18 protein-coding genes are annotated in these 21,911 nt (G+C 65.6%); 8 read left to right on the forward strand and 10 right to left on the reverse strand.

All coding sequences use genetic code 11. The features are described 5' to 3' along the window. Positions 1–57: 57 nt before the first annotated feature. From AC3WTE_RS14125 to AC3WTE_RS14160, 8 genes are all read left to right on the forward strand, one after another. The gene (locus AC3WTE_RS14125; RefSeq protein ID WP_492438381.1) at positions 58–372 is read left to right on the forward strand and encodes a hypothetical protein; all 315 of its coding nucleotides are present in this window, start codon (positions 58–60) and stop codon (positions 370–372) included. Beyond that, the gene (locus tag AC3WTE_RS14130; protein WP_492438383.1) at positions 369–2,246 is read left to right on the forward strand and encodes an AAA family ATPase; all 1,878 of its coding nucleotides are present in this window, start codon (positions 369–371) and stop codon (positions 2,244–2,246) included. The genes AC3WTE_RS14125 and AC3WTE_RS14130 overlap by 4 nt, the downstream gene beginning before the upstream one ends. Next, a complete protein-coding gene (gene eccB / locus AC3WTE_RS14135) occupies positions 2,243–3,751 on the forward strand; it encodes a type VII secretion protein EccB (RefSeq protein ID WP_492438384.1) in 1,509 nt (502 codons plus the stop codon). The genes AC3WTE_RS14130 and eccB overlap by 4 nt, the downstream gene beginning before the upstream one ends. Before the next feature lie 15 nt (positions 3,752–3,766). Continuing rightward, positions 3,767–7,930, forward strand: coding sequence for a type VII secretion protein EccCa (eccCa, locus tag AC3WTE_RS14140; protein WP_492438386.1), 4,164 nt, complete (start codon positions 3,767–3,769; stop codon positions 7,928–7,930). Between the two features lie 184 nt (positions 7,931–8,114). Beyond that, the gene (locus AC3WTE_RS14145; RefSeq protein WP_492438388.1) at positions 8,115–8,429 is read left to right on the forward strand and encodes a PE domain-containing protein; all 315 of its coding nucleotides are present in this window, start codon (positions 8,115–8,117) and stop codon (positions 8,427–8,429) included. A gap of 16 nt (positions 8,430–8,445) precedes the next feature. Further along, positions 8,446–9,780: a PPE family protein gene (locus tag AC3WTE_RS14150; protein WP_492438390.1), complete on the forward strand. Its 1,335-nt coding sequence runs from the start codon at positions 8,446–8,448 to the stop codon at positions 9,778–9,780. A gap of 83 nt (positions 9,781–9,863) precedes the next feature. Beyond that, positions 9,864–10,181, forward strand: a complete 318-nt coding sequence (locus AC3WTE_RS14155; RefSeq protein WP_492438392.1) for a type VII secretion protein EsxS — start codon at positions 9,864–9,866, stop codon at positions 10,179–10,181. A 48-nt stretch (positions 10,182–10,229) separates the two neighbouring features. Further along, positions 10,230–10,517 carry a WXG100 family type VII secretion target gene (locus tag AC3WTE_RS14160; protein WP_492438394.1) on the forward strand — a complete coding sequence of 96 codons (288 nt, stop codon included), beginning with the start codon at positions 10,230–10,232 and terminating at the stop codon, positions 10,515–10,517. A 69-nt stretch (positions 10,518–10,586) separates the two neighbouring features. On the opposite strand, the gene AC3WTE_RS14165 is transcribed toward AC3WTE_RS14160, so the two are convergent. From AC3WTE_RS14165 to AC3WTE_RS14210, 10 genes are all read right to left on the reverse strand, one after another. Continuing rightward, on the reverse strand, positions 10,587–12,158 hold the full coding sequence (locus AC3WTE_RS14165; RefSeq protein WP_492438396.1) for a hypothetical protein: 1,572 nt from the start codon (positions 12,156–12,158) through the stop codon (positions 10,587–10,589). A gap of 46 nt (positions 12,159–12,204) precedes the next feature. Beyond that, complete coding sequence (gene mycP, locus AC3WTE_RS14170; RefSeq protein WP_492438398.1) at positions 12,205–13,587, reverse strand: type VII secretion-associated serine protease mycosin; 1,383 nt, start codon at positions 13,585–13,587, stop codon at positions 12,205–12,207. Next, complete coding sequence (gene eccD, locus AC3WTE_RS14175; protein WP_492438400.1) at positions 13,584–14,996, reverse strand: type VII secretion integral membrane protein EccD; 1,413 nt, start codon at positions 14,994–14,996, stop codon at positions 13,584–13,586. The genes mycP and eccD overlap by 4 nt, the downstream gene beginning before the upstream one ends. A gap of 4 nt (positions 14,997–15,000) precedes the next feature. Next, positions 15,001–16,494 carry a MinD/ParA family ATP-binding protein gene (locus AC3WTE_RS14180; protein WP_492438402.1) on the reverse strand — a complete coding sequence of 498 codons (1,494 nt, stop codon included), beginning with the start codon at positions 16,492–16,494 and terminating at the stop codon, positions 15,001–15,003. 31 nt (positions 16,495–16,525) lie between these two features. Then, positions 16,526–17,353, reverse strand: coding sequence for an ESX secretion-associated protein EspG (locus AC3WTE_RS14185; protein WP_492438404.1), 828 nt, complete (start codon positions 17,351–17,353; stop codon positions 16,526–16,528). Beyond that, complete coding sequence (locus AC3WTE_RS14190) at positions 17,346–17,588, reverse strand: hypothetical protein (protein ID WP_492438406.1); 243 nt, start codon at positions 17,586–17,588, stop codon at positions 17,346–17,348. The genes AC3WTE_RS14185 and AC3WTE_RS14190 overlap by 8 nt, the downstream gene beginning before the upstream one ends. A gap of 1,055 nt (positions 17,589–18,643) precedes the next feature. Next, positions 18,644–18,859: a hypothetical protein gene (locus AC3WTE_RS14195; RefSeq protein ID WP_492438408.1), complete on the reverse strand. Its 216-nt coding sequence runs from the start codon at positions 18,857–18,859 to the stop codon at positions 18,644–18,646. After that, complete coding sequence (locus tag AC3WTE_RS14200; RefSeq protein WP_492438409.1) at positions 18,859–19,725, reverse strand: ParA family protein; 867 nt, start codon at positions 19,723–19,725, stop codon at positions 18,859–18,861. The genes AC3WTE_RS14195 and AC3WTE_RS14200 overlap by 1 nt, the downstream gene beginning before the upstream one ends. Next, entirely contained in the window at positions 19,722–20,105 is a 384-nt protein-coding gene (locus tag AC3WTE_RS14205; protein WP_492438411.1) for a hypothetical protein, read from the reverse strand. The genes AC3WTE_RS14200 and AC3WTE_RS14205 overlap by 4 nt, the downstream gene beginning before the upstream one ends. A gap of 5 nt (positions 20,106–20,110) precedes the next feature. After that, complete coding sequence (locus tag AC3WTE_RS14210) at positions 20,111–21,724, reverse strand: ParB/RepB/Spo0J family partition protein (RefSeq protein WP_492438412.1); 1,614 nt, start codon at positions 21,722–21,724, stop codon at positions 20,111–20,113. Positions 21,725–21,911 lie beyond the last annotated feature (187 nt).

Consider the following 21,911-nt stretch of genomic DNA (forward strand, 5'->3'; position numbering starts at 1 on the left):
ACAGCACGGGCGTCTGCACCAGTCCTACAACGGTCAACTCCTGAAGGCACATCACCCATGGACATCCCACTGCACCCCGCGACCATCGCAGCACTGGCCAACGGCAACGATTTCCTCGACCGCGTCAACACACTCCTGAAATCATTCGCCACCCACACCGTCACCATCCCGTTCCCCGACGACGGCGAAGGCTCGCTGACATTCGACGGCACCGGCATGATCATCGCCGCAGACACCCCCGATGACCTCTTCGACCGGTTCAAAGGCCAACTCAGCGACGTCCTCACCGCCATGTGCCAAGAAGGATTCGCACAAGTGCAGCAGCACGCCGACGCCGCCACCGCAGCCGCCCTCGGAGGCCCCGCGCAATGATCGACCCCGCAGTCACCGAACTGTTCACCGCCGGCTGCGTCGCGCTCGGCGCCGAGGTTTACGGCCGCCAGCAGAGGCCAAATCTGCCGCGCGCCCGCACCACATTCGAAGAACTCACCACCCGCTACCCCGAACAGTGCGACGGCTGGCGCGGCCTGGCCGCCGCTCTGTCCACCAGAGACACCAACTGGACCATCCCCCCAGCGGTAGTGCAGAACGCCTTCGCTCACATCGACACATGTGGCGATCTCGTGCGCGCCACCGATGTCTCCCCCAACGTGGTCAACTTCGTGTTCTACACCGGCCTCTACGCGACGGTCAGCGTGCCCGGCCCAGCAGGGGTGAAACTGGCCTACAGCGCGACCCTGACTGCCGACCAGAAATATGAGCAAGCCCGCAGCGTCATCGACCAGACACTCACAGCTCAGTGGCCGGCACAGGCCAGCTGGGCGCTGGCGGTCATCTACCAAAGCTCAGGGCGCTGGCACGACCTCAATCGCACCCTGCAACCGCTGCTCGCCCACACCATCGACGACGAGTTCCTGCACCAGTCCATGTCCGTGGCCTGCGGCGTGGCCACCGCCCAACTAGGAATGTGGGACCAGGCACTGGAGACCCTGACCCTCAACGGCCGCGGACCCATCCCCACAGCCACCGCCGAGGCACTGCTCACCGCCGGACTATGCGCCCGGGCCCTGGGCGACGACACGCAGGCACACGCGCTGCTCAACGAGGCCTACGGGGTACCACACATAGATCATGCTCTGCGCGAGCAGATTGCCAGCGCCATCAGCGACTCCGGGTACGGAATCCTGCCGACCACCCCGGCACTGATCGACGCCCGCACCGACCCCTGGGACCCCGCCACCGAACCCGGCGAGCGCGAGTATCGCCGCGCCCGCGGCGCGGGCGAACGCGCCGCGATGAAGGCCGAAGCAGAGAAGATGCTGGCCGACATGGTCGGACAGGCCGAGGCGAAGGCTGCAGTCGCGCGGATTGTGAGCAACCTCAAGGTCGAGAGACTCCGGGCCGCCCGTGGGCTGGCAGGCTCACCCAAATCCCTGCACATGCTGATCACCGGCGAGACCGGCACTGGCAAGACCAAACTCGCCAAAATTATCGCCCTGCTGCTGTGTGCCGCCGAAGTTCTGCCTGGCGACACGGTCAAGGTCCTCACCCGCGGCGACCTTGTCGACAAACACATCGGCGGCAGTGAAGACAAGGTGAAGCAACACGTCAAGGAACTGCTAAAGGCCGGCGGCGGTGTGATGCTCGTCGATGAGGCCTACGCGCTGACTGACTCGGGCTCCAAGAACGACTTCGGGCCGCTCGTCATCGCCGAATTTCTCACAATCATGGTCGACCACAAAGACAAGATCATGATGATCTTCGCCGGCTACAAGACGAAAATGGACGAGTTCCTCGACAGCAACGACGGCCTTCGCTCCCGTATCGACCGGCGCATCGACATGCCGTCCTACACCGTCGACGAGCTCGTCGAGATCAGCATCCGCGCCGCCACGAACGACAACTGCCGATGGGCCGACCCGGCGCCGCTGAGAGAGCTCTATACCGAACTGTCCCACCGCACGCTCATCGACACCAAAGGCGAAGTGCGGGCGGCCCTTGACGTCGCCGGCAACGGGCGCCTAGCGGCCGAGACCGTGCTCAAACATGCCCAGGAAGTCCGCGACTACCGCCTGGACACCTCAGGCGCGACCGACGCACTCGACAGCCTGTCCGAGGAGCAACAGGACGAGCTGCTCACCACCATCACCGCCGACGATGCCGCCACCGCCGTGCAGGTGGTGCTGCGGCAACTCCTAGCTAGCCAACCCACCGTTACCGGCGCCGCGCAAGGAGGACAACAATGACTTTTCCCTCCGGCCCCCCCGAACGCCGCGGCTTCAAATCCCGGACCTCATCCGGCCCCACCACACCGAAGAACCGGCCTTGGGGATTCGTCACCCGACACCAGCTGTCTGGCTGGCGATTCCTGATCCGCCGCATCGCCAACGGGGTGGCGCTGCGCAACACCGAGATGCTCTCAGACCCCCTGCGCCGCCAGGCCCGCGCAGCCATGGTCGGAGTGGCGCTGGCCGTCATTGTCTGCATCGGCACCTTCCTGATGACCATGTTCAAAGGTGCCGGCGCGGCAGGCAATCACGTGATCCTGGCCGACCACGACACCAACGCCCTGTACGTAATCGTCAACGATCAAGCCCACCCCGTCCCCAACCTGGCCAGCGCCCGCCTCATCGCCGGCCGTCCCGATGAGCCCACCATCGTCAAGCCCACCGAGATCGACAAATACCCACTGGGCAACAAGATGGGAATCTTCGGCGCCCCAGAGCGCATGGTGCAAAGCCCAGACAAAAATTCACGCTGGATCGTGTGCGACGCCGTCACTGGCGCCGATGAAGGCACCACCGTGATCGCCGGTGACCCCGCACCCGGACCCGGACACGCCTCCAGCCTTCCAGAGAACTCGGCGATCCTGGCCACCAGTGACGCCGGCGCCACCACCTGGCTGATCTGGGGCAACAAGCGCAGCCAGATCGACCTCAACAACCCCGCCGTGGCCGCCTCGGTCGGTATCACCGTCGACGCCCCCGCACCCCGCCCCATCGCCCGCCAGCTGCTCAACTTGATCCCCGAGTCGCCGCCCCTGGTCGTGCCGTTCATCGCCAACGCCGGCGACCCGCCCCGATTCGTCTGGCCCGCCCCCGGCGCCGCCCCCGCGATCGGCTCGGTGATCACCGACCACGAGAACAACCAGCGCCGCTACTACGCAGTCACCGCCGAAGGGCTGCAACCGATCTCACCAGTGATCGCCGCGATCCTGCGCGCCAACGCCGCCTACGGCCTGATCGACCCGCCCTCGCTGACACCCGATCAAATCGCCAAAACACCGGCGGTACACGCCATTGCCACCAGCAACTACCCCGACGCGCCACTGAAAATTCTCAGCCCAGTCGATGCCCCGGTGACCTGCGGCCAGTGGAACAAACTCGCCGGCTCACCCACCTCAACACTGGGGCTGCTCAGCGGCCAGAGCCTGCCCATCCCCACCGGTGCCGCCGCAGTGCCTCTGATCGACCCCGGACCGATGAACGCCACCCGCGTGGTCATCCCCCGCGGCCAGGGCTACTACCTAGAAGTCACCGGGCAACAACCCCAGTCCACCACCAAAGAGGCACTGTTCTGGCTGTCGGACCTCGGCGTGCGCTACGGCATGGAAGATGCCGAGCACCAGGCATCCAAGACTGCCGAGACATTAGGGATGGGCGCCGAGCCCCTCCCTATCCCCTGGGCGGTGCTCAGCCTGTTCACCGCCGGCCCCACGTTGTCCAAATCCGATGCGCTCGTGGCGCACTAACGAAAGACCACACCGATGCGCCAACGATTCAAGCTAGAGCGCCGCCGACTGCCAGGCCCTGCGCTGATCGAAGTCAAAGACTCCCTGGCCCCGCCACCAGAGTTGCCCCGCGTCATCGAAACCCACGACCTGCGCAAAGCAATGCCGTGGATCGTTGGCGGCGTGCTTCTCTTGGTGGTCGGCTGGCTCGTCGTCACCGGTGCCCGCACCATGAACGTCACCAGCTTGATCTTCATGGGTCTGATGGCGGCCTCGATGGTCATGTCGCAGGCCACCGGAGGCGGCAACCAGGAGATGTCGAAGAAAGAAGTCGACGCCGAACGCGCCGACTATCTGCGCTACCTGTCCCAAGCCGGCGCCAAGTACCGCCAAGCCGGGGCCAGCCAGCGCGCCCTCGCCGAGTGGTCACACCCCGACCCCGAAGACCTGCCCGCCCATGTCGGTGAGCGACGGATGTGGGAACGTGGCAACGCCCGCGAAGACGACTACCTGAAGATTCGGATCGGCCGAAGCGCCGTCAAACTCAAGAACGCGATCCAGGTCAAGACCCATGACTCCGAACTGGACCAAGAACCGGTCGCCCGCACCGCACTGCACCATCTGCGCACCGTCCAGCAATCAATCCCACACTGCCCCAAGGTCATTGACCTACGCGGGCACTCGCTGATCTCGATCTACGGCGACCGCGACCTCACCTCATCAGCGCTGCGCGCCTGGGTCGCCCAGCTGACATGCTGGCATGCACCCACCATGGTCCGCCTCGCCGTCACCTCCACCCGCCTGGAAGACCAGTGGGGCTGGGTGAAGTGGTACGCCCACACCGAAAGCGAGGAAATCGACGGCGCCGGTCAAGCCCGATACCTGGCCACCAACTATGCCGAGCTCATGACGGCGATCGCCCCACTGACCAAGGGCCGGCCCTCATTCGATCCCACAGTGGCCCAGCCAGACACCGACACCGAGCCCGGAGTGAACGTCGTCGTCGTCGTCGACGACCCATCGGTGCCCGAGGACGAGCTGACCCGCCTGTCCCACCACGCCGGAGTGACCGTCATCGCCTACCGCGGAACCGGCGGCCCCCACCGCGACCACAACCCCGGCCAACGCCAACTGGTGCTGTCCATCGACTGCGTCGACACCGCCGGCGCCCCGCACATCCGGCAGTGGTCCCGCTACCGCTGGGCTGACAAGGCATTCTGCGATGACCCCGACATGATGGACATCGCCACCGCCCGCCATACGGCCCGCCTGATGGCCAAATGGGACGCTGAAGGCGGCGGCGCCCTAAGCGCCGAAGTCGAAGCGGCACAGAACTATCAGTCGCTACTGGGGATAGACAACCCACTCAAAGTCGACGTCCCTGCCATGTGGGCCGACCGGCCATGGGAAGAACAGCTGCGCGCACCATTGGGGTTCAAACCCGATGGGTCAGCCTTGATCATCGACCTCAAAGACGAGGCTGACGGCGGTAACGGGCCGCACGGGCTGATGATCGGCATGACCGGATCGGGTAAGACGACTCTGCTGCGAGCGCTCGTCTTCGGTTTGGTGGCCAGACACTCCGCAGACGTCGTCCAACTGTTCCTGGGCGACTTCAAAGATGAAGCGGGCTTCGACGCCTTCGCTGATTTTCCCCACACCGTCGGCGTGGTGTCGAACATGGAGGAAAAAAAGAGCCTGGTGGATCGCTTCGGCGAGACCTTGCTGGGCATGCTCGATGCCCGCGGCCGCATCTTCAAAACCGAAGGCCAGCGCATCCAGGGCAAAGCGTTCGAGAAGTTGTCGCAGTACAACGCCGCCCGCCAAACCCCGGCCGGCGCACACCTGCCCCCGATGCCGACGATGTTCATCATCGTCGACGAGTTCTCCCTGATGATCAAAGAACACAAGCACATGGCCGAAGTGTTCGACATCCTCACCCGAAAAGGCCGCAGCTACGGGATTTTCTTCCTGTTCGCCAGCCAGACCCTCGACGAAGGACAGATCGGGAAGATCCCGGAAAACACTCAGTACAAGATCGGTCTGAAAGTCGCCGGCCAATCGATCTCGCGCCGCATCATCGGCACCGAGGAGGCCTTCCACCTGCCCGACGGCCCGAACTTCAAAGGAACGGGGTTTTTCGTCCGCGCCCCGGGCGCCGAACCGATCAAATTCCGCGGGCCCCTGCTGCCCGAGAAGGTCGAAGCACCCACCAAAACCATCCGTACCGTGACCGCCGCCAAACCGCGGGTGCGGTCCTTCCTTGCCGGCCCGGTCAAGGCCGACCCTGGCACGGTGGTCACCACGACGATTGAGGCCGAATCGGTCATCGTCGGCCCACCCCGGTCGCTGGAACTCACCGTAGGGCCGCAGCTGGCCGCCTATGACCGCCAGCTCCGGATCAAGCAAGGCCTGCCCGCTGAGCGACCTCAATTGTGGGCCCCGCCGCTGGACGATCCGATTCCTCTCGATGCTGTGCTCGACAAAGCCCAGCAGGCTGGCCCGGGCCGGCTGCCGTGGTGGCCGCTGGGGCTCATCGATCGCCCCCGGCAGCTGCGTCACGACCTGCTCAACTACAGCCTTGACCAGGGGAATGTTTCAGTGATCGGCGCCAAGCGGGAGGACCTGTCGCTGGTCATGAGCACCTTCGTCCTCTCGGCAGCATCTCGCTACGCCCCGCAACAGGTCGGCTTCTACGCCTTGGCCTACGGTGGTGACGAGCTGGGCCTGGTCAAGGACCTCCCGCACGTCGGCCAGATCGGCGGTCGCGACCGCCGTGAGCTGAACACGCGCATCCTGTCCGACCTGGCCGCTGTAGCCGACCGGCGTCGCAGGCTGTTCAGCAAGCTCGATCTGACGATGAACGAATACCGGCGCCGCCGGTACGCCGACCCGCATGACCGCGAGCTCAACGACGGCTACCCGATCGACATCTTCCTGATCATCGACGGCTGGGAAACCTTCATGAAGGATGCGACCTCCGACATGGTGATCAAGAACCCCCAGATCAAGCAAGTCGAAGCGCTGGCCACCGATACCCGTGGCCTGCACGTGGCGGTCACCAGCGCCGATCGCATCACCTGCTTCAGCCCCGACATGCTCGGCGCACTCACCTGCAAATGGGAGCTCAAGCTGGCCAACGCCAGCATGTCCTCCGAAGTGCGCCCGCGCGAAGAGGACAACAAGAAGCTCGACATGCTGCGGCCCAACGACAAGATTCCCGTAGGCGAGCAGTACCGCGGCCGCGGCTTGGCCAGCACGGGCGAGACCATCCGGTTTGCCGTCGGCCGCACCGACGGCAAGGCCAGCACGGACGACCTGGATGAACAGATTCGGCACACCGTCGCAAAGATCACCAGCCGGGTGCACGAGCACAACCTGCCCTCGACGCCCCGACCCCGCCTTCTTCCCCCGTTACTGACCAGTACCGAGCTGGCCGGCATGGTCAACGGCACATCGCTGGGCGCCGAGCAGCACGCCCTGGGCCTGCGGGGCAGCGACATCACTCCCCTGATTGTCGATTTCGCGCAGACACCGTTGCTGGGCCTGTTCGGCGGCCCGCGGACCGGCAAAACCATGACGATGCGCCACATCCTGCGCGGTGTGCTGCGCAACCGCACCGACCTGGATAAAACGATGGTGATGCTGGTCGATCTGAAAAAAGACATGCAGGACGAAACCGCAGCCATGGACCGCGACACCGACCTGTACATCACCAACGCCGATGAGCTGGCCCTCAGGCTGGCCCAGCTGGACCAGCAGTTGCAGCGGCGGGTGCCCCCAGCCGATACGGACTGGGGCCAGGTCGGCAGCTGGCAATTCGACGGCCCGACCGTCTGGCTGTTCATCAACAATCTCGATCTGGTCCCCAAGCATGTGCCGGGCCAGGGACTGCCGATGTTCACGCCGACGATGCTGGGCCACCTGGGTCAGGCGGCCAACAAGGGACTGCGGGTGATCGTCAACCATCCTGCTGCCGGCATCTTCAACATCGACATGGACCCGGGGTCGCTGGTCAGCCGCATCTCGAAGACGCCGTCTTACCAGATCCTGCTGAGCGGTCCAACCGAGGAAAAAGTCAACGCGCGCAAATTCGAGCAGCTCGATCCCGGCCGCGGATGGGTCCTTGCCCCCAATGCCGCCGATGTCGGGTACGTACAGCTGGCCGCGTGCGACGATCAATTGTTACCAGCACGTTAAATGGCCACGGCAGCGGTGTCGGGATGTCATAAAGCCGTGCTGCAATGACAGACGGAGGAGTCATCACCATCCGCCACCGGCTTCCGGGCCCGGTCCGGAAGCGGTTCACAAAAGAACTGTCAGGTGAAGACCAGCTGGGCGGGGACAATCAAATAGGGCACACCACCACAGGGGAGAGATTCTCATGACCGAATTGAACGTAATTCCCGAAGCGCTTCTCGGAGCATCGGCACAGATCAACGGGATTGTCGGCCGCATGGTCGCCGCCCACGCCACGCACGCCGTGGCAATGGCAGAAGTCCTGCCCCCGGGATCGGACCTGCCGTCGATCAACCTGGCGCTCTCCTTGATCGGGCACGGCGTCGCCCACGAAACCTCCGCCCAACTCGGCAACCTGGCCCTGGGCGCGTCCGGGCTGGAGGTCGCCGAATCGGCGATCAACTACACGATCGTCGACAATCTCGGCGCGGCCGCGAACAGCGCCGCAGCCGGGGTCTGACACCAGGTAGCCGCGCGTGCTTGCTGTTCCGACCCCACCGATCTGGATGGCGGCGCCCCCCGAGGTCCATTCACTGATGCTGACCACCGGCGGCACCACCGCGGGCATCACACTGTCCGGGGCCTCATGGGAAGCACTTTCCGCGCACTTCCTGGCGTCAATCGGCGAAGTGGAAGGAGTCCTGCAGAACGTCCAGGCCAACTACCAAGGGGAATCGTCAGCCAAGTTCATCGAGGCTCACAGCCCCTATTTGGTGTGGCTGGAGGCCGGACTGGTCAAGACCCAACTGGCCGCCGCAGCCCACGCCGCCGCCGTCGCCGGTTACGACACCGCCGTGGCCGCCATGCCCACCATGGCGGAACTGGTCGCAAACCACGCTGTTCATGGTGTGCTGGTCTCCACGAATTTCCTTGGGGTCAACACCATTCCGATCGGTTTCAACGAGGGCGACTACCACCGCATGTGGGTGCAGGCCGCCGACGTGATGACCGGATGGGACGGTGTCACTACCGCGGTCCCGGACTCCATCCCGTTGACCCCACTGTCGCCGATCATGGTGATGCCTGGCCCGGCAGAAGCCAGCGATGCCGCGATCGATGCCGGTGCCGCCGCGGCGATCGGCCCGGCCGCGGCCGGCGGTGTCGCGATGAATGCCTCCGACATGATGGGCAACAAGCTGCTGGTCGGCAAGGCCGCTTCCAGTCCTACGTCGGCCGATGACATCGCCTCCGGCCTACAGCCCAACCAGGCGCAGCAGCAGGACCAGGCCGGCAGCCAGACCCAGAACATGGCCTCCAACGTCGTACAGGAGATGACATCGGCCGCCCCGCAGGCCGGCCAGGCCGCCGCATCGGCCTTGCAGAGTGCCGGCCCGCAGCAACTGCTTCAGCAGGCCCCTGAGCTGCTATCGCAGGCGCCGTCGACACTTGGGCAGCTGATCCAGCAGACGGGATTTCCCGGCGCGGGCGGCCTGCCCGACAACGTGACCAACATGCCCGTCGGTTTCGCCGGCACCTCTGCGCTGGCCCGAATGAACCCCGCAGGGATGACCAGCCTGGCTGGCGGTGCGTACGGCTCCGGCCCGACACGTGCGCTGATGCCTTCCAGCTGGGGCGCTGCCGTCGCCGAATCCGAGTCCGCTGAAGCAGCGGCCGCCCGCAACCTGGCTCCAGTGCCCTCATCCATGGGCGGGGCAGGTGGTGCCAGCTCTAGCTCGGGCGCCGGCGGCGCGGGAATGATGGGCAACGCTGCAGCCCGCAACCGCCGCGGCGCAGTCCGGCGCAACACCTACTCCGACGACGAAGACGTCGACGAGCTCGAAGAAGCTGAGGTCAGGGGGAGCTCCCCATGACCATTTAACCCACAAACGCCCTACGTCACACTGAAAACACCACGCAGACAAGAAGTTTCACATCCACGAAAGGATCACCGATCATGTCTTTCCTCGACGTCGCAACCGCCGCCCTGTCGACCGGCCAGAACAGCTTCCAGGATCAGGCCAACCTCATGCGTTCCACCATCCAGTCGGCCGAGCAGTCCGCGGTCGCTTCCCAGGCGTTCCACCAGGGCGAATCCGCGGCCGCGTTCCAGGTCGGCCACGCTCGGTTCGTCGAAGCCTCCACCAAGATCAACGCGCTGCTTGACATCGCCAGCGCCAACCTCGGTGAAGGCGCGGCCCAGTACACGGCCAAGGACGCCGCCAACGCCAGCGCCACCGCCGCCGCCGCCGGCCTGGTGCCGCACTCGGTCTAAGCGCCGGCAGCACCCCAAACACAAACCAACCGAAAAGGAAGAAGCATCATGAGCAACGTCATGTACAACTACCCCGCAATGCTCGCCCACGCCGGGGAGATGCAGGGATACGTCGGCGCGCTGCGCGGCGTCGGATCGGAAATCTCCAGCACGCAGGGCATGCTGGCCGCCCAGTGGCAAGGTGACACCGGGACGACGTACCAGCAGTGGCAGATGCAGTGGAACTCTGCGATGGACGAGCTGGTCCAGGCTTACCAGCAGATGACCACCACGCATCAGGACAACACGAACGCAATGCACGGGACCGACCAGGTCCAGGGCGGCAAGTGGGTCTGATCCCGCAGTCCTGACACAAAGAATGTGGGCGGCCACCGAAAGGTGACCGCCCACATTGCTATTCGCGCGCTACAGCTGACTGTGCAGCATTTGCCCCCGTGGATCGTTCGTGGTCCGGATGGTGAACAGCTCCAGCCGTTGCGGATTCTGGGTAATGACAACCGTCGTCAGCGGTGCCGCCCCAGCCTGCGGCCGCCGCAGCGACACCGCGATCGCGCCCGGCCCAGAAGTCACTGGAGCCTCACTATCTTCGTCGCTGACCACGATTGCGCCCGCCGGCAAAGCGTCAACCGGCGGGGCAAGCTGAATCTGTTGCGGGCCAGCATGATCGATCAGCGGAACCCACAAGTTATGCGTGCTGGTGTACATCGCGATCGGCAACCCAGACAACGCCAGCCGGGCCATCATCAGCTGGTGAAACTGCGGCGTCCCTGTAATCGTGATGCGCACCGACTCGTGCGAGGACAACCCCAGGTACACCCACTGACGCTCGCGGTTACGGCCGATCGGGACACCGCTCGCGGCGCTGTGCCAGCCCAGGTCGGCCAAATCCACCGCGGCCAGCTGCGCCACCAGCGCACGATCGCAATCCAGGCCCGACAGCCCGGCCACCTGCAGCGCCTCAACGGCCTGCCGGTGCGCCCCGTGGACGGGAACCAGCCCGTCCATCGGCCGCAGGGGCGGCCGATTCGTGGTCAGCGTCCCTACACAGGCCTCGATTGTCGTGGGCTGACGGCCCACTGAGCGGATCGTCGCACTAAGCCAAGTGGTATGTGCCCGCAGCGACGGCAATGCGCTCACAACGGCTTTGAGCCGCTGCGGATCGACGGCATAAACCGCCCGGAAACCGTCGGAGTACTCCGCCCCAGTCCAGCACTCGCGCCTCAATCCCGCCCCGGGCTCCACAAAACGAGGAACCGCCGCCTGATCGCACACCGTGGCCACCCAACCGCGCTCGCGCAGCTCGGCCACCAGGCGCCGGGTCACCGTGTCTGCCAGCGCCGTCGGCCCCTGAACCCGGGCGTCCTCCGGCTGGTCATCGGCAGTGGCCACCGCGCCCAGCACGGTCCCCCGGGCCTTGAGCGCATCGACATTGCTTGCCGCACTGAGCGCGTAGGTCACCCACGTATCGCGCTGCTGGTCCTGGCCCTCCAGTGCCGCGGCCGCCTCACCGCGCAACCCGCTCGCCGCCGGCGTGCAGGTCACTGAACACACCGTTACCGAATCAGCCCGTACCCCATACCGATTCAGCCACGCTGTGATGAAGTCCCAGGGAATCTCATCCTCGCGGGACGCGGCGGTGCACACCGCGTGCGGCTGAGGCCGCAGATGGATCACGATCTGGGCGCGCAGTCGCGCACCTTCCGGATCCGGTTGTGCCGCCTCGAGTTCCTGCGGTCCGCCGCCGGCGGCCGCGCTCGTGCCCGAGCGGCGCAGCACACGGTTACGCCATGCCATCGGAATCCACCGCGCCACAGTGGTACTCAGGTGCAGCCCATGCCAGGACCCCACAAACAGGACCACCAGCACCACGCCGATCACCGCGTGCCACCACTGCAGCTGCAGCCACCACGGCCGCTGATGGCCGGCAGGAACCAGCCAGGCCCACCCCAGCAGCAGCAGACAGGTCAGGACGGCCATCCGCCGCCACCCCGGCACCGCTGGGGCGATCCTGCGCGTACGGGGGCTAGACGTTGCGGTCACGACGGCCCCCCTTCGCAGCCACCAGGATGATCACCGCAGCCACCGCCGTCACACCCACCCCGAACGCGATCAGCCGCGGCATCGGGTCCTCACGGCGCACCGGCGCCGGCGGCGCGATCCGCATCACCGGCATCGAATTGGGCACCCGATCCCCGTCGGGGATGTCCCACGTCAACGCCGCGACCGGGTCGACCACCCCGGCTCCGATGAGATTGGACGGGGCCCGCGCAGCGTTATGTGCCGATGAGACAAGACGATTGATCACCTGGTGAGCGGACAAGTTGGGGAACTTGGACCTCACCAGCGCGGCCACACCCGACACATAGGCGGCCGCAAACGAGGTGCCGTTGATCGGCACCAGGGGCTGCTGTTGTGACGGCTGGGCGTTGACCAGTCCACTGTTGGGGGCGTTGCCGAGTGACACGATCTGCTCCCCTGGAGCGGCGATCCCGACCCACGGGCCCGCCATCGTGAACGGCGAGGGCTGCCCGGCCGGAGTCAGGGAACCCACCGACAACACAAACGGCTGCCACATCGACGGCGTCGACAGCGTCGTGACACCCGCCCAGTTGCGCGGATCGGACGGCCGCGCCGGATCAGTCAACGGATTGGACGCACAGGTGTTCTCACCGCCGTTTCCGGCCGCCGCCACCACCACGATGTCTTTGACCACGAACGCGTAGTACAACGCCGCACCCAACGCTGCCTGGTCCACCGTCTTGTAGGCCGCGATGCAGTCCACCACCGAGATGTTGATGACCCGCACCCCGGGTATATCGGCCATATGCCGCACCGCCCGCGCCAACGAGGCCACGCTGCCGGTGGTCTTGATCTGTTGCGGATCCCCGCCCTGGGGGTTCTGCGGCGCGAACTGCTCGGAGGTCTGCCGCACCGAAATCAGCGCCGCATCCGGGGCCACCCCGGAGAATCCATCGGGCCCGGGCGCACCGCCGATGAGCCCGGCCACCGCCGTACCGTGGCCGTCACAGTCGGCCAGCCCGTTGGCGCCAGTAGCGGGATCGATGTAGTCGCCGCCACCAGTGAGGTGCGGAAGCCGAGGCTGTGGCGCCACCCCCGAATCGATGATGCCCACCGCCACCCCAGCCCCCCGCGAGGACTTCCACGCCTCGGGAAGATCAAGCATGGCCTGCGACGGCGGGACCGCCGCCGGATCGAACCCCGGCAGCGCCCCGTTGAGCGCACACTGCTGCGACTGCTGGCGCATCGGATGATCCGGCCCCGGCGGCCCATCCGGCGGCACCGCACCAGGATCGACCACGGGGATCGTCATGGCCACAGCCGCCGGCGCACTGTTGAGCGACAACAGCATCAGCACAGCTGCGACAGCACCCATCTGACGAATCATCGGACCACCCCGTGTTCCTGGATCAGCGTCAGCACTCCAGACAAGACCAGCATGGCCACCGGCACCGACCACAGCAGCACACTTTCAAATTTGTCGAGCTGACCGCGCCCAGGAATCGACAGCGCCCCAGGAGCATTGGCCGCCACCGCCACGAAAACACCGAGCAACCCAATCAGCACACCCATCCCGTACACCCCGGCCATCACGTGCCCGGTGGCCAGGAACACCACCGACACCGACGCCGCGCTCAACAACGGCGTCGACAACAGCCACAAACACCCCGCAGCCACGTCGTAGGACCGCATCCGCAGCACCATCACCAGGGCGATCGCCACCACCAGCCCCCAGTTCCACCACCCCGGCCGGGCAGGTGGCCACACCACCAGCACCGACCCGATAACGGTCATCAGCACCGCGGCCGCAAGCAACCCGGATTGAAACGACTGAGTCAGCGCCACCCGCCGCGGCAACTCCTCCAACTCGGCCAGCGGCGGGGGCGACGGAGTCGGCTCCCCCGGCGCGGGAACGTTCGGCAGCGGGTACCGCGCGGCCATCGTCGACCACGTCGGCGCCGCCGACGACACGATCAAAGCCACCCCGATCAACCCACAGCCCAGCGGCGCGTACTGCAGATGCCACAGTGTCCGGCACGCCGCGGCCGCAGCGACCGCTCCAGCCGTCGCGAAAATCGCCGCATGCACGGCAGTCCACTGCCGGCCCAAAAATGCCAGCGCCATCGACCAGGCCGTCACCAGCGCAGCGCCCAAAAACACCCGCGGTGCCGCGGCATCCCCGGATAACGCCAACCCCGACGCCAGCCCCAGCGGCACGACAGTAGCCAGCGCCACATGACCGGCGATGGCACTTTGGCCGCGTCGGGCCAGCACCACCGCGGCCAGCACCGCCACCAGCGTCACCACACCCAGTGCTCCGGCCGCCCAGTGGTGAAAACCGCTGTGCCACGCAAACACTGACACACCCACCACCAGAGCTGACACCAGCAGCGCGTAGACCTGTGCCATCGGGGCCAGCAGGGCGTGCCGAAACTCAGACGACTGCTCCGCAGCGTGAATGGCTGCCGCGTCAGCCAGGTCCTCGACCACAGGCGGGGCCGTCGGCCCCGGTGGCAACATCACCAGCGCCAACAGCTCCCCGTCCGTGACTCCCAGGGCGCCCAGAGTGGCTTCCACGCTGAACGGCGTGCCCCCGATGCGGCATAGCGAGTACGGACGGAACACGGTCTGCTCGTCGGCGAGCACTGGATCGTCGTCTCCGCCGCCGGCAAGCATCGTCCGAATCCGGGGAATCAGATCCCGCACCTGCAACCCGGTTGGCAGTGCTAGATCAACAAGGCGGTCGCTGTCAAAAACCGAAACCCGTGCCACCTTCAGCACATTCGAGGAATCCATGGACCTACGCTCCCCCACGTCCCGGGCTCACCGGGTAGAACTCAGCCACCGCGCCGGCGAGCGCGACGAACGCCTTACGTGTCTTGGAGCGCATCGCCTCCAGCTCCACCGCCTGCCCCTCAGCCAGATGCTTGTCGTACGGAATGGAAAGCACACGCTCCCCGTGGGTGGCCTCGTTGCGCGGCAACAAATCCCGGAAGTAGTTCTCCCACTGGTCCGCATCGATCATCGCCCGGCCCCGGTCGGTCCCATTGAGCACCACCACGGTGTGCTGCAGCAGCTGCTGGTACCCGTGAGCCTTGAGCCACTTGATGGTGTCGTCGGCGGCCCGTACGCCCTTGTCGTTCACCGCGGCCACCACGACCAGCCCCGCCACGTCTGTGGCGATCGTCTGGAACAGCGGTGAGGTGATCGCTGTCCCGCAGTCCAGCAGCACCACGTTGTAGTGCGTCTGCAGAATCGACATGGTCGTGCTGTAGTCCTGCGAATTGAGCGTGTACTTCGACGCTGGATCGTTTTGGGAGCCAAGCATTTCCAGGCGGTCGATGTTCTGCGCCGTGTACTGGCGCACGTTGGAGTACTGCCAGTGATCATTCATTGCCGCCACATGCTCGATCGTCGCGCCCCGCTCGCTGAACCGGCGCGACAAGTTGCCCATGTCGGTGTCGGTGTCCACCGCGATCACGCGGTCGCCACGCTTGGAGGCGATCGTGTTGCCCAGGCCGACGGTCACCGTGGTTTTCCCGACGCCGCCGCCGACCGACATCACCGCGATCTTGTGCACGCCGTTCAGCGTGCGGCGGATCATCTCATCGATATGCTCGTCGTGTTCCTGCTTGACCGACGGCCCCGGATTGATCAGCCCGAACGTGGAGGCGAACACGAATTTGCGCCACCCGCGGTCCGGCTCGGCCCGCCGTGTGCGCCGAGGTGACTCGGGCAGCAGCGGCCCGGCGCTGCTCGAACCCGACTGCAGCCCGAAGGTTCCGGCCGGGCTCGGCTGCGCCGCAACGGGAGCCGCAGCCGGGGCCGTGTTGCCGGGGAGCTGCGCCTGCGGCTGAAACTGCGGCTGCTGCTGAGGGTGCTGCGCATACTGCGGCTGAAACTGGGGCTGAGGCGCGGGCCGGGCTTGCTGATGCGCCGGGGCGTACTGCCGATCATGGGCCTGTTGAGCAGGGGGCTGCTCATATTCCGAGGCGGCGGACGCTGGGCTCCCTGCCGGCGGCGTCCAGCGCGGCTCGGATGACTCGACCGGCACCACCTGAACCGCTCCGTTGTCGGTGAAGTACTGACCATGGACCATGGTCACCTCGTTGGGATCGGTGTCCTCGAGGAACGATCCGCCCACGGCTCGCTGCGGCCCGCTGTCCGCCGCTCTGCCGTTCCAATTGCTCTGCTGCGCACCGGTTTCGGTCTGCCCGTCGTCGGGAGCCTGATGGTGAGCGCCCGTGCTCTGATCGTGACGCGGCTCGTTGCCGGGAAAGATGAAGTCACTCATGGGTCTGCGAATTCCTTCCAAAAGGTGGAGGTCAGTTGCTGAAGGGGTCGTGGGGAAACCAAGAGCCAGAAGACAATCGGCCAGTGAGGTGGTGCAGCGCCGCGGCCACCGCAAACGGATCAGCCGGCGCCCACACCGATTCGCCGCCCTCGCGGGGCTCACCTGGCGGCGGGCTGACAAGAATCCGGCCCACATCGGTGCCGAGCAGGCTCACACCTACATCGGTCGAGCGCCGAACCCCGTGAATCGACTCGTGAGCGGTGATCTCGGCATTGGTGAACGTGCCACCGCGGGCGGTGGCGATGACATGGACTGCGCCTTCGGGAACACCGGCGTCGATCAGCTCATCGACGATGTCTGCACCGTTGGCCACCCGATGGTCGATGGTCACGCCCAGATCCATCGGAAGGGAGAACTCGTTGAAGCGTGCCGGTGGCTGGTCGGGCAGGCCGGCGGTGAGGTACGGGATCAGCGCTTCGGTGTAGGAGACCTGGATCGGGGTAAACGTCACCATCTGGGCGAACCGTAGAACGCACACCGCGTCGGGCTCGCCGGTGCGCGCCAGTACACCGCGCAGGATGCGTTCCGGAGTGACTGTGGTGTACCACTCCAGCCACTGCGTGGCCCGCCCTACCGTGGTCACGCTGTGAGCAAGCGCCTGATGCACCCGACCCTGTCCGTCCATCAGGCCCATCGCCTGTAGTTCCTGCAGACAGCGCTTGTTGAACGATGCGCGCTCGGCCGGATCGCTGTACGGCGCGGTAATGGCCAGCATCCACGGGTAGCCGCCGGCCTGTAGATGTTCGGCCAGGAACCACGCCTGGGCGGCGGTGACCTCGATTGCCGGGAATTCACTCATCGTGAGCATCCTCGTCATCGTCGTGGGTCCGGCCTGGCGGGTCGGCCTTCTCGAGTTGGTCGAGGATCGGTGCCAGGCCCCTCTCGACGAACCAGCTCATCGGTTGGCCCCAGTCCTGGTGCGCCTTTTTCAGGCGGCGCATCGTCCGACGCGACAGGGAGAACGTTGTGCGGACGGTCTCGTCCTGCTCATGCGCGAGCGCCCGCAACTCGGCGATGATGTCTGGATCGCTCATTAGGAAACCCTTTCCATGCTGGGACTTTGTCCCATGCGATCGCAGTAGAGCACATCAATCTGACATCCCGAAGCGATCGCTATCCCCACAGCGGCTACTGCCGCTCATACACACTGCACCACCCCTGCAATACGAGCCTATGCCCATCCAGCCGATAGCTAGATCACCTAATTCCGGCACCGAAGGCAGTCGGCCAGCCATAGATGATGCCGACCACCACGCACCGATATGTAAGCGACTGCGGACGCCAGCGAGACAGACATACACACATACCCCCGTAACGCATACCACCGTATGCGCATGGGATGCCACCACGTATCTCCGCTTGCGGGCCTAAATGCGCCACAGAATGCCACACAGTCAACAAACTGCTACCCCGGCGACAAGGAGACAGCATAAAAACGTCACAGTGACGGCCAAATGGCCCCAAATTCAGTCACACCACCACGAACCGGCCCTCCCCTGCCGTGTCAACCGCACGGACTGGCGAGCAAATGCGCGTGACCCCACGAATGCAGCAGCTGTCCGGTCTCAGATGACCCCGAGGCATTCTCACCATAGATGGGGCAACACCGACGGTTTCTCATCAAATCTGGTGCAGACTCGCCCAATACCCAAGTCAATCGACCTGGCGCGAAAACCAGACGAGTTGAGTTGCCCCAGATTGCCTGAGAACTGCTGCCAACAGAATTCTCAATCATGTTGGGGCACCGTAGGTCAGGGACCACGACCTGCCCCAGATTCAGTGACGACGGACAGCAGCAATACAGCGCCCGCACATCCGCACCCAGGTGTGGGCGCGAAAATTCACGTGGACGGCGGACCGAACTGGACTCAGATCGGTCGCGGGAGTTGGCAACCGAATACCTTCGCCGGATGGGGCACCGCACCATTGGCGGCGCGGGGTGGCTCATGGACGCCGTCGACGAGCCGCACTGGCACGCGGCGCTCGAACGTATCCCGGACTCAACCGCATCCTGGCGCGACTGGGCACTCCGAACTCGGCATGCCCGACGGGGTGCCAACCACTCCCCTCCCCCACCGGGGCATGCCGGTCAATCCAACAACTCGCCCGGGTCCGCCGGCGGGATCGGCCGGCCGTCGTTGTACTCCTTCTGGATCATCCTCAGCTGCGCATCGAACGCGTCACGCACGAACGCCGCTACCGTGTACGTCTGCCCGGTGACCTCCCGGACCAACTTCACTGCCGCGCGCATCTTGGCCTGTCGATCCAGATCAACATTGACGCTGGAGTAGTTGCGCGCCCTCATCACGCCTTCTTGACCTCCGGGAACAAACCCTGCTCCAGGAAGTGCTCCAGCACGGCCGCGTACTCCTTGGTCGTCGTCTTGGCCCGGCTGTACAGCGGCACCGGAGTGAACAACCCGTAGGCCTCCGGGACGTGGATCGACTGCTTGACCGATGGAGCGACCAGTGCACCGTAACCTGCCTGGAGGTCCTCGATCGTTTCGGAGTACAACTGCCCCCGCCGATTGGGCACCGAGCAGATCACAATCCCCCGGAACGAAACATCGGTGTTGTACTCCTCGTTGATCGCGGCGATCTCCCGCCGCAACGCCACAATTCCCTCAACTTCCTTGGGCTGAGGCCACGTGCACGTGATCACCCCCGAGCTGACTTCATCGGGGAACGCCCGTGTCGCCATCATCGCGCTGACCGTCAACGCGTTCGAGGCCGCACCGGGTGAATCGATGATCGTGACATCAACAGGCGGGGCCGCCGCAATTGCTCGCCGCAGCCGTGTCAGTCCACCCCGAATCAGGGGAAGCCGCGGCGCGAACTCACCCAGCGTGGCCGTCACCGCCGGAACCACCGTCAGATTCTCGATCACCGAATCTTCGTCGTAGACCGGCTCGCCGTTCTCGTCGATGCCCGCCGGCACCAGCGCCGGGTAGTCGACATCGGCGATCGTCGCCGTCTCATTGACCACGTCAGCGATGGTGGGCACACCCTCCTCCATATACGCGTACCCGAGCTGCTTGGACGCATTGGCCTGCGGATCGAAATCGATCAACCGCACCCGAGCGCCCCGGTGGGCCGCCAAGGCCGCCAGGGTCGTCCCGGTCGTCGTTTTGCCGGCCGACCCGGCCATGTTGGCGAACGTGTAGATGCTCATGAATGGATGCCTTTCGCGGAGGGTGATTCACCATGAATCACGACATGGCCGCCCGTAGGCGCGGCCCAGGATGAGATGTCAGAAACAGGACGAGCCCCGCCACGGCGGGTCCGGCGGATCAACGCATCGGCTGATTCACCACGAATCAAAGCCCGCGGCGCGCCCGCCCGATGCGAACCTGATTCGTCGTGAATCAGAACCGACGCGGCAGGCAAGAGAAGCGTCTTCGGTGATTCACCACGAATCAACCAGCAGCACCGCCGCCGTGATTCACCACGAATCAGGACGGGCGTGGCACCTGAAGAAAATGCCTCCGGTGATTCACCATGAATCATCCGGTTCGAACGAGGGGGCTGCGATTCACCACGAATCACAGCCATCTGATTCACCACGAATCAGCCGCGATCGTATCGAGCTGCTCGGACTCCCACGGCCCGGGCTTATAGCCCGCGCGCTCCCGCAGAATCTCGTAGTACAGCTTGTGCGCCCGCGACCACGCACCGTCAGCCGACGCACGTGTCTCATAAGCGGCCAGGGCGAGCGTCCAGGCCATCTCCACCCGCGTCTTGGCCACCGATAGGTCCGCCCCGTCCAGACCCCACGCAGCGGCGAGCTTCTCGGCCGCCGTACCCGCCGAGTGTGCATGCACGCCGAGCGCGTACTGGTCGGCCAGCACCTGCAGCAGCTGGGTGCGCGGCGGGGGAGTCAAGGCGATCGTCGCCGCCGCTGCCCGGCGCGCCTTCTGCACCGCGGCACGATCAACCGCCGATGACTTCTTGCGCGAGGGAACAGGCTTCGGTGCCGCGGTGGACTTGGCCGCCGGGCCGCTCCCGCTGCGCTCGTCGTCGTCGGGCCACTGGCCACCGTCGGAGTCGACCCCGCTTCCATCGTTCGGCCCCGAGCTGCCGGGGTCGGCCGCATCGGGCAGCGCCGTGCGGTACAGCATCAGGGTGCCGGTCTCGTCGATGGCGCCGACCACCTCGATCCCGACGGCGTCTGCATCGTCGTAGATCCGGTGGCGCCGAGCGGTAGCGGCATCACCGAACCGCGCCGCAGGGTCCACGATCTCGATACCCTTGGCGGCGGCCGTTGCGCGCGATTCCCGCTCGGCGACCACCCGATCGACGGCGGCCTCCGCGATCATCTTGGTGGGGGACTGGGTCAGCTCGTAAGCCCGCAACTGCTCAGCTCGCCGCGCCTCGCTGCCCTGGTCCTGGTCGGGCTCCTGCCAGGACCGGATCGGCCCGTACGGCAACTCGGACCCGACCCGTGCAGCCTGGGTCGGCGACCACTTGCCATCGGCCACCAGTGCACGCAGGCTGCTGTCGAGCGACAGCAGCGACATCCGGCGGTGCACCGTCGTCTGCGACATCCCCAGCATCGACGCGAGCTCGCGCTGCGTCATCTTGGCGTCGTCGATGAACCTTGCCAGCAGTTCGGCCTCGGCAAGAGGGGTAAGAGGCTGACGGCGCTGGTTCTCCTCGAACATCGTCCGCAGGCCACCACTGGGGTCGTCGAGCTCGGTGTCATCGAGGATGATCGGCATGGTCGCGGCCCCGGTGTGCAGTGCCGCAGCCCGCCGCCGATGCCCATAGACCAGGACGTAGTCACCGTCAACATCGCCGGCCAGAAGATCAGGCCAGCGGCGGATGAACGCCTCCTTCGTAACCGCAGCGCCCGTGATCCGCACGCCGCTGACCGCCACCGATTCCAACAGGTCCTTCCAGCCGGGATCGTCAGGGCGGACCTGCGACCGGGTGGGGTCGTTGAATGGGTGGGGGATCAGCCGTGACGGGGGGACCTGCAGAACCTGCAACCCTTCGGCTTGGGCCTCCTCTTCAGTGAGGCGCATGCCTTTGATGATTCCCAGAGGGCTACTTCTTGGCGCCAGGTCGGCGTCGTCGACGACGCGCGTTGGCGAGCGCCGGCCGTTCGCTGCCGCGCCGCGCTTGGGGGTACGTGCCTTGGGTAGGGGAGTGCCCGCGGTCTTAGCAGTCATACGCCACTCCATTCACACTCTGATACATGTAATACATGTATCAGAGTGTTGGAGTCATCACCACCCAACACGCCGAACACAACCCACCCCGCTGTGATTCACCACGAATCACCAACAGCCACACCGGCGAACAACGGGATGTCAGATCCCGGCCCGATAGTGGACCCAACACCCCGCATGCACCCGA

This window comes from Mycobacterium sp. FW102-FHT13B02, from assembly GCF_058790275.1.

Excerpts from the sequence above, each read along its gene's own strand:
- AC3WTE_RS14125 (WP_492438381.1), top strand. The coding sequence starts at position 58 with ATGGACATCCCACTGCACCCCGCGACCATCGCAGCACTGGCCAACGGC.
- AC3WTE_RS14130 (WP_492438383.1), top strand. The coding sequence starts at position 369 with ATGATCGACCCCGCAGTCACCGAACTGTTCACCGCCGGCTGCGTCGCG.
- eccB (WP_492438384.1), top strand. The coding sequence starts at position 2,243 with ATGACTTTTCCCTCCGGCCCCCCCGAACGCCGCGGCTTCAAATCCCGG.
- eccCa (WP_492438386.1), top strand. The coding sequence starts at position 3,767 with ATGCGCCAACGATTCAAGCTAGAGCGCCGCCGACTGCCAGGCCCTGCG.
- AC3WTE_RS14145 (WP_492438388.1), top strand. The coding sequence starts at position 8,115 with ATGACCGAATTGAACGTAATTCCCGAAGCGCTTCTCGGAGCATCGGCA.
- AC3WTE_RS14155 (WP_492438392.1), top strand. The coding sequence starts at position 9,864 with ATGTCTTTCCTCGACGTCGCAACCGCCGCCCTGTCGACCGGCCAGAAC.
- AC3WTE_RS14160 (WP_492438394.1), top strand. The coding sequence starts at position 10,230 with ATGAGCAACGTCATGTACAACTACCCCGCAATGCTCGCCCACGCCGGG.
- AC3WTE_RS14165 (WP_492438396.1), bottom strand. The coding sequence starts at position 12,158 with ATGGCCGTCCTGACCTGTCTGCTGCTGCTGGGGTGGGCCTGGCTGGTT.
- mycP (WP_492438398.1), bottom strand. The coding sequence starts at position 13,587 with ATGATTCGTCAGATGGGTGCTGTCGCAGCTGTGCTGATGCTGTTGTCG.
- eccD (WP_492438400.1), bottom strand. The coding sequence starts at position 14,996 with ATGGATTCCTCGAATGTGCTGAAGGTGGCACGGGTTTCGGTTTTTGAC.
- AC3WTE_RS14180 (WP_492438402.1), bottom strand. The coding sequence starts at position 16,494 with ATGAGTGACTTCATCTTTCCCGGCAACGAGCCGCGTCACGATCAGAGC.
- AC3WTE_RS14185 (WP_492438404.1), bottom strand. The coding sequence starts at position 17,353 with ATGAGTGAATTCCCGGCAATCGAGGTCACCGCCGCCCAGGCGTGGTTC.
- AC3WTE_RS14190 (WP_492438406.1), bottom strand. The coding sequence starts at position 17,588 with ATGAGCGATCCAGACATCATCGCCGAGTTGCGGGCGCTCGCGCATGAG.
- AC3WTE_RS14195 (WP_492438408.1), bottom strand. The coding sequence starts at position 18,859 with ATGAGGGCGCGCAACTACTCCAGCGTCAATGTTGATCTGGATCGACAG.
- AC3WTE_RS14200 (WP_492438409.1), bottom strand. The coding sequence starts at position 19,725 with ATGAGCATCTACACGTTCGCCAACATGGCCGGGTCGGCCGGCAAAACG.
- AC3WTE_RS14205 (WP_492438411.1), bottom strand. The coding sequence starts at position 20,105 with ATGGCTGTGATTCGTGGTGAATCGCAGCCCCCTCGTTCGAACCGGATG.
- AC3WTE_RS14210 (WP_492438412.1), bottom strand. The coding sequence starts at position 21,724 with ATGACTGCTAAGACCGCGGGCACTCCCCTACCCAAGGCACGTACCCCC.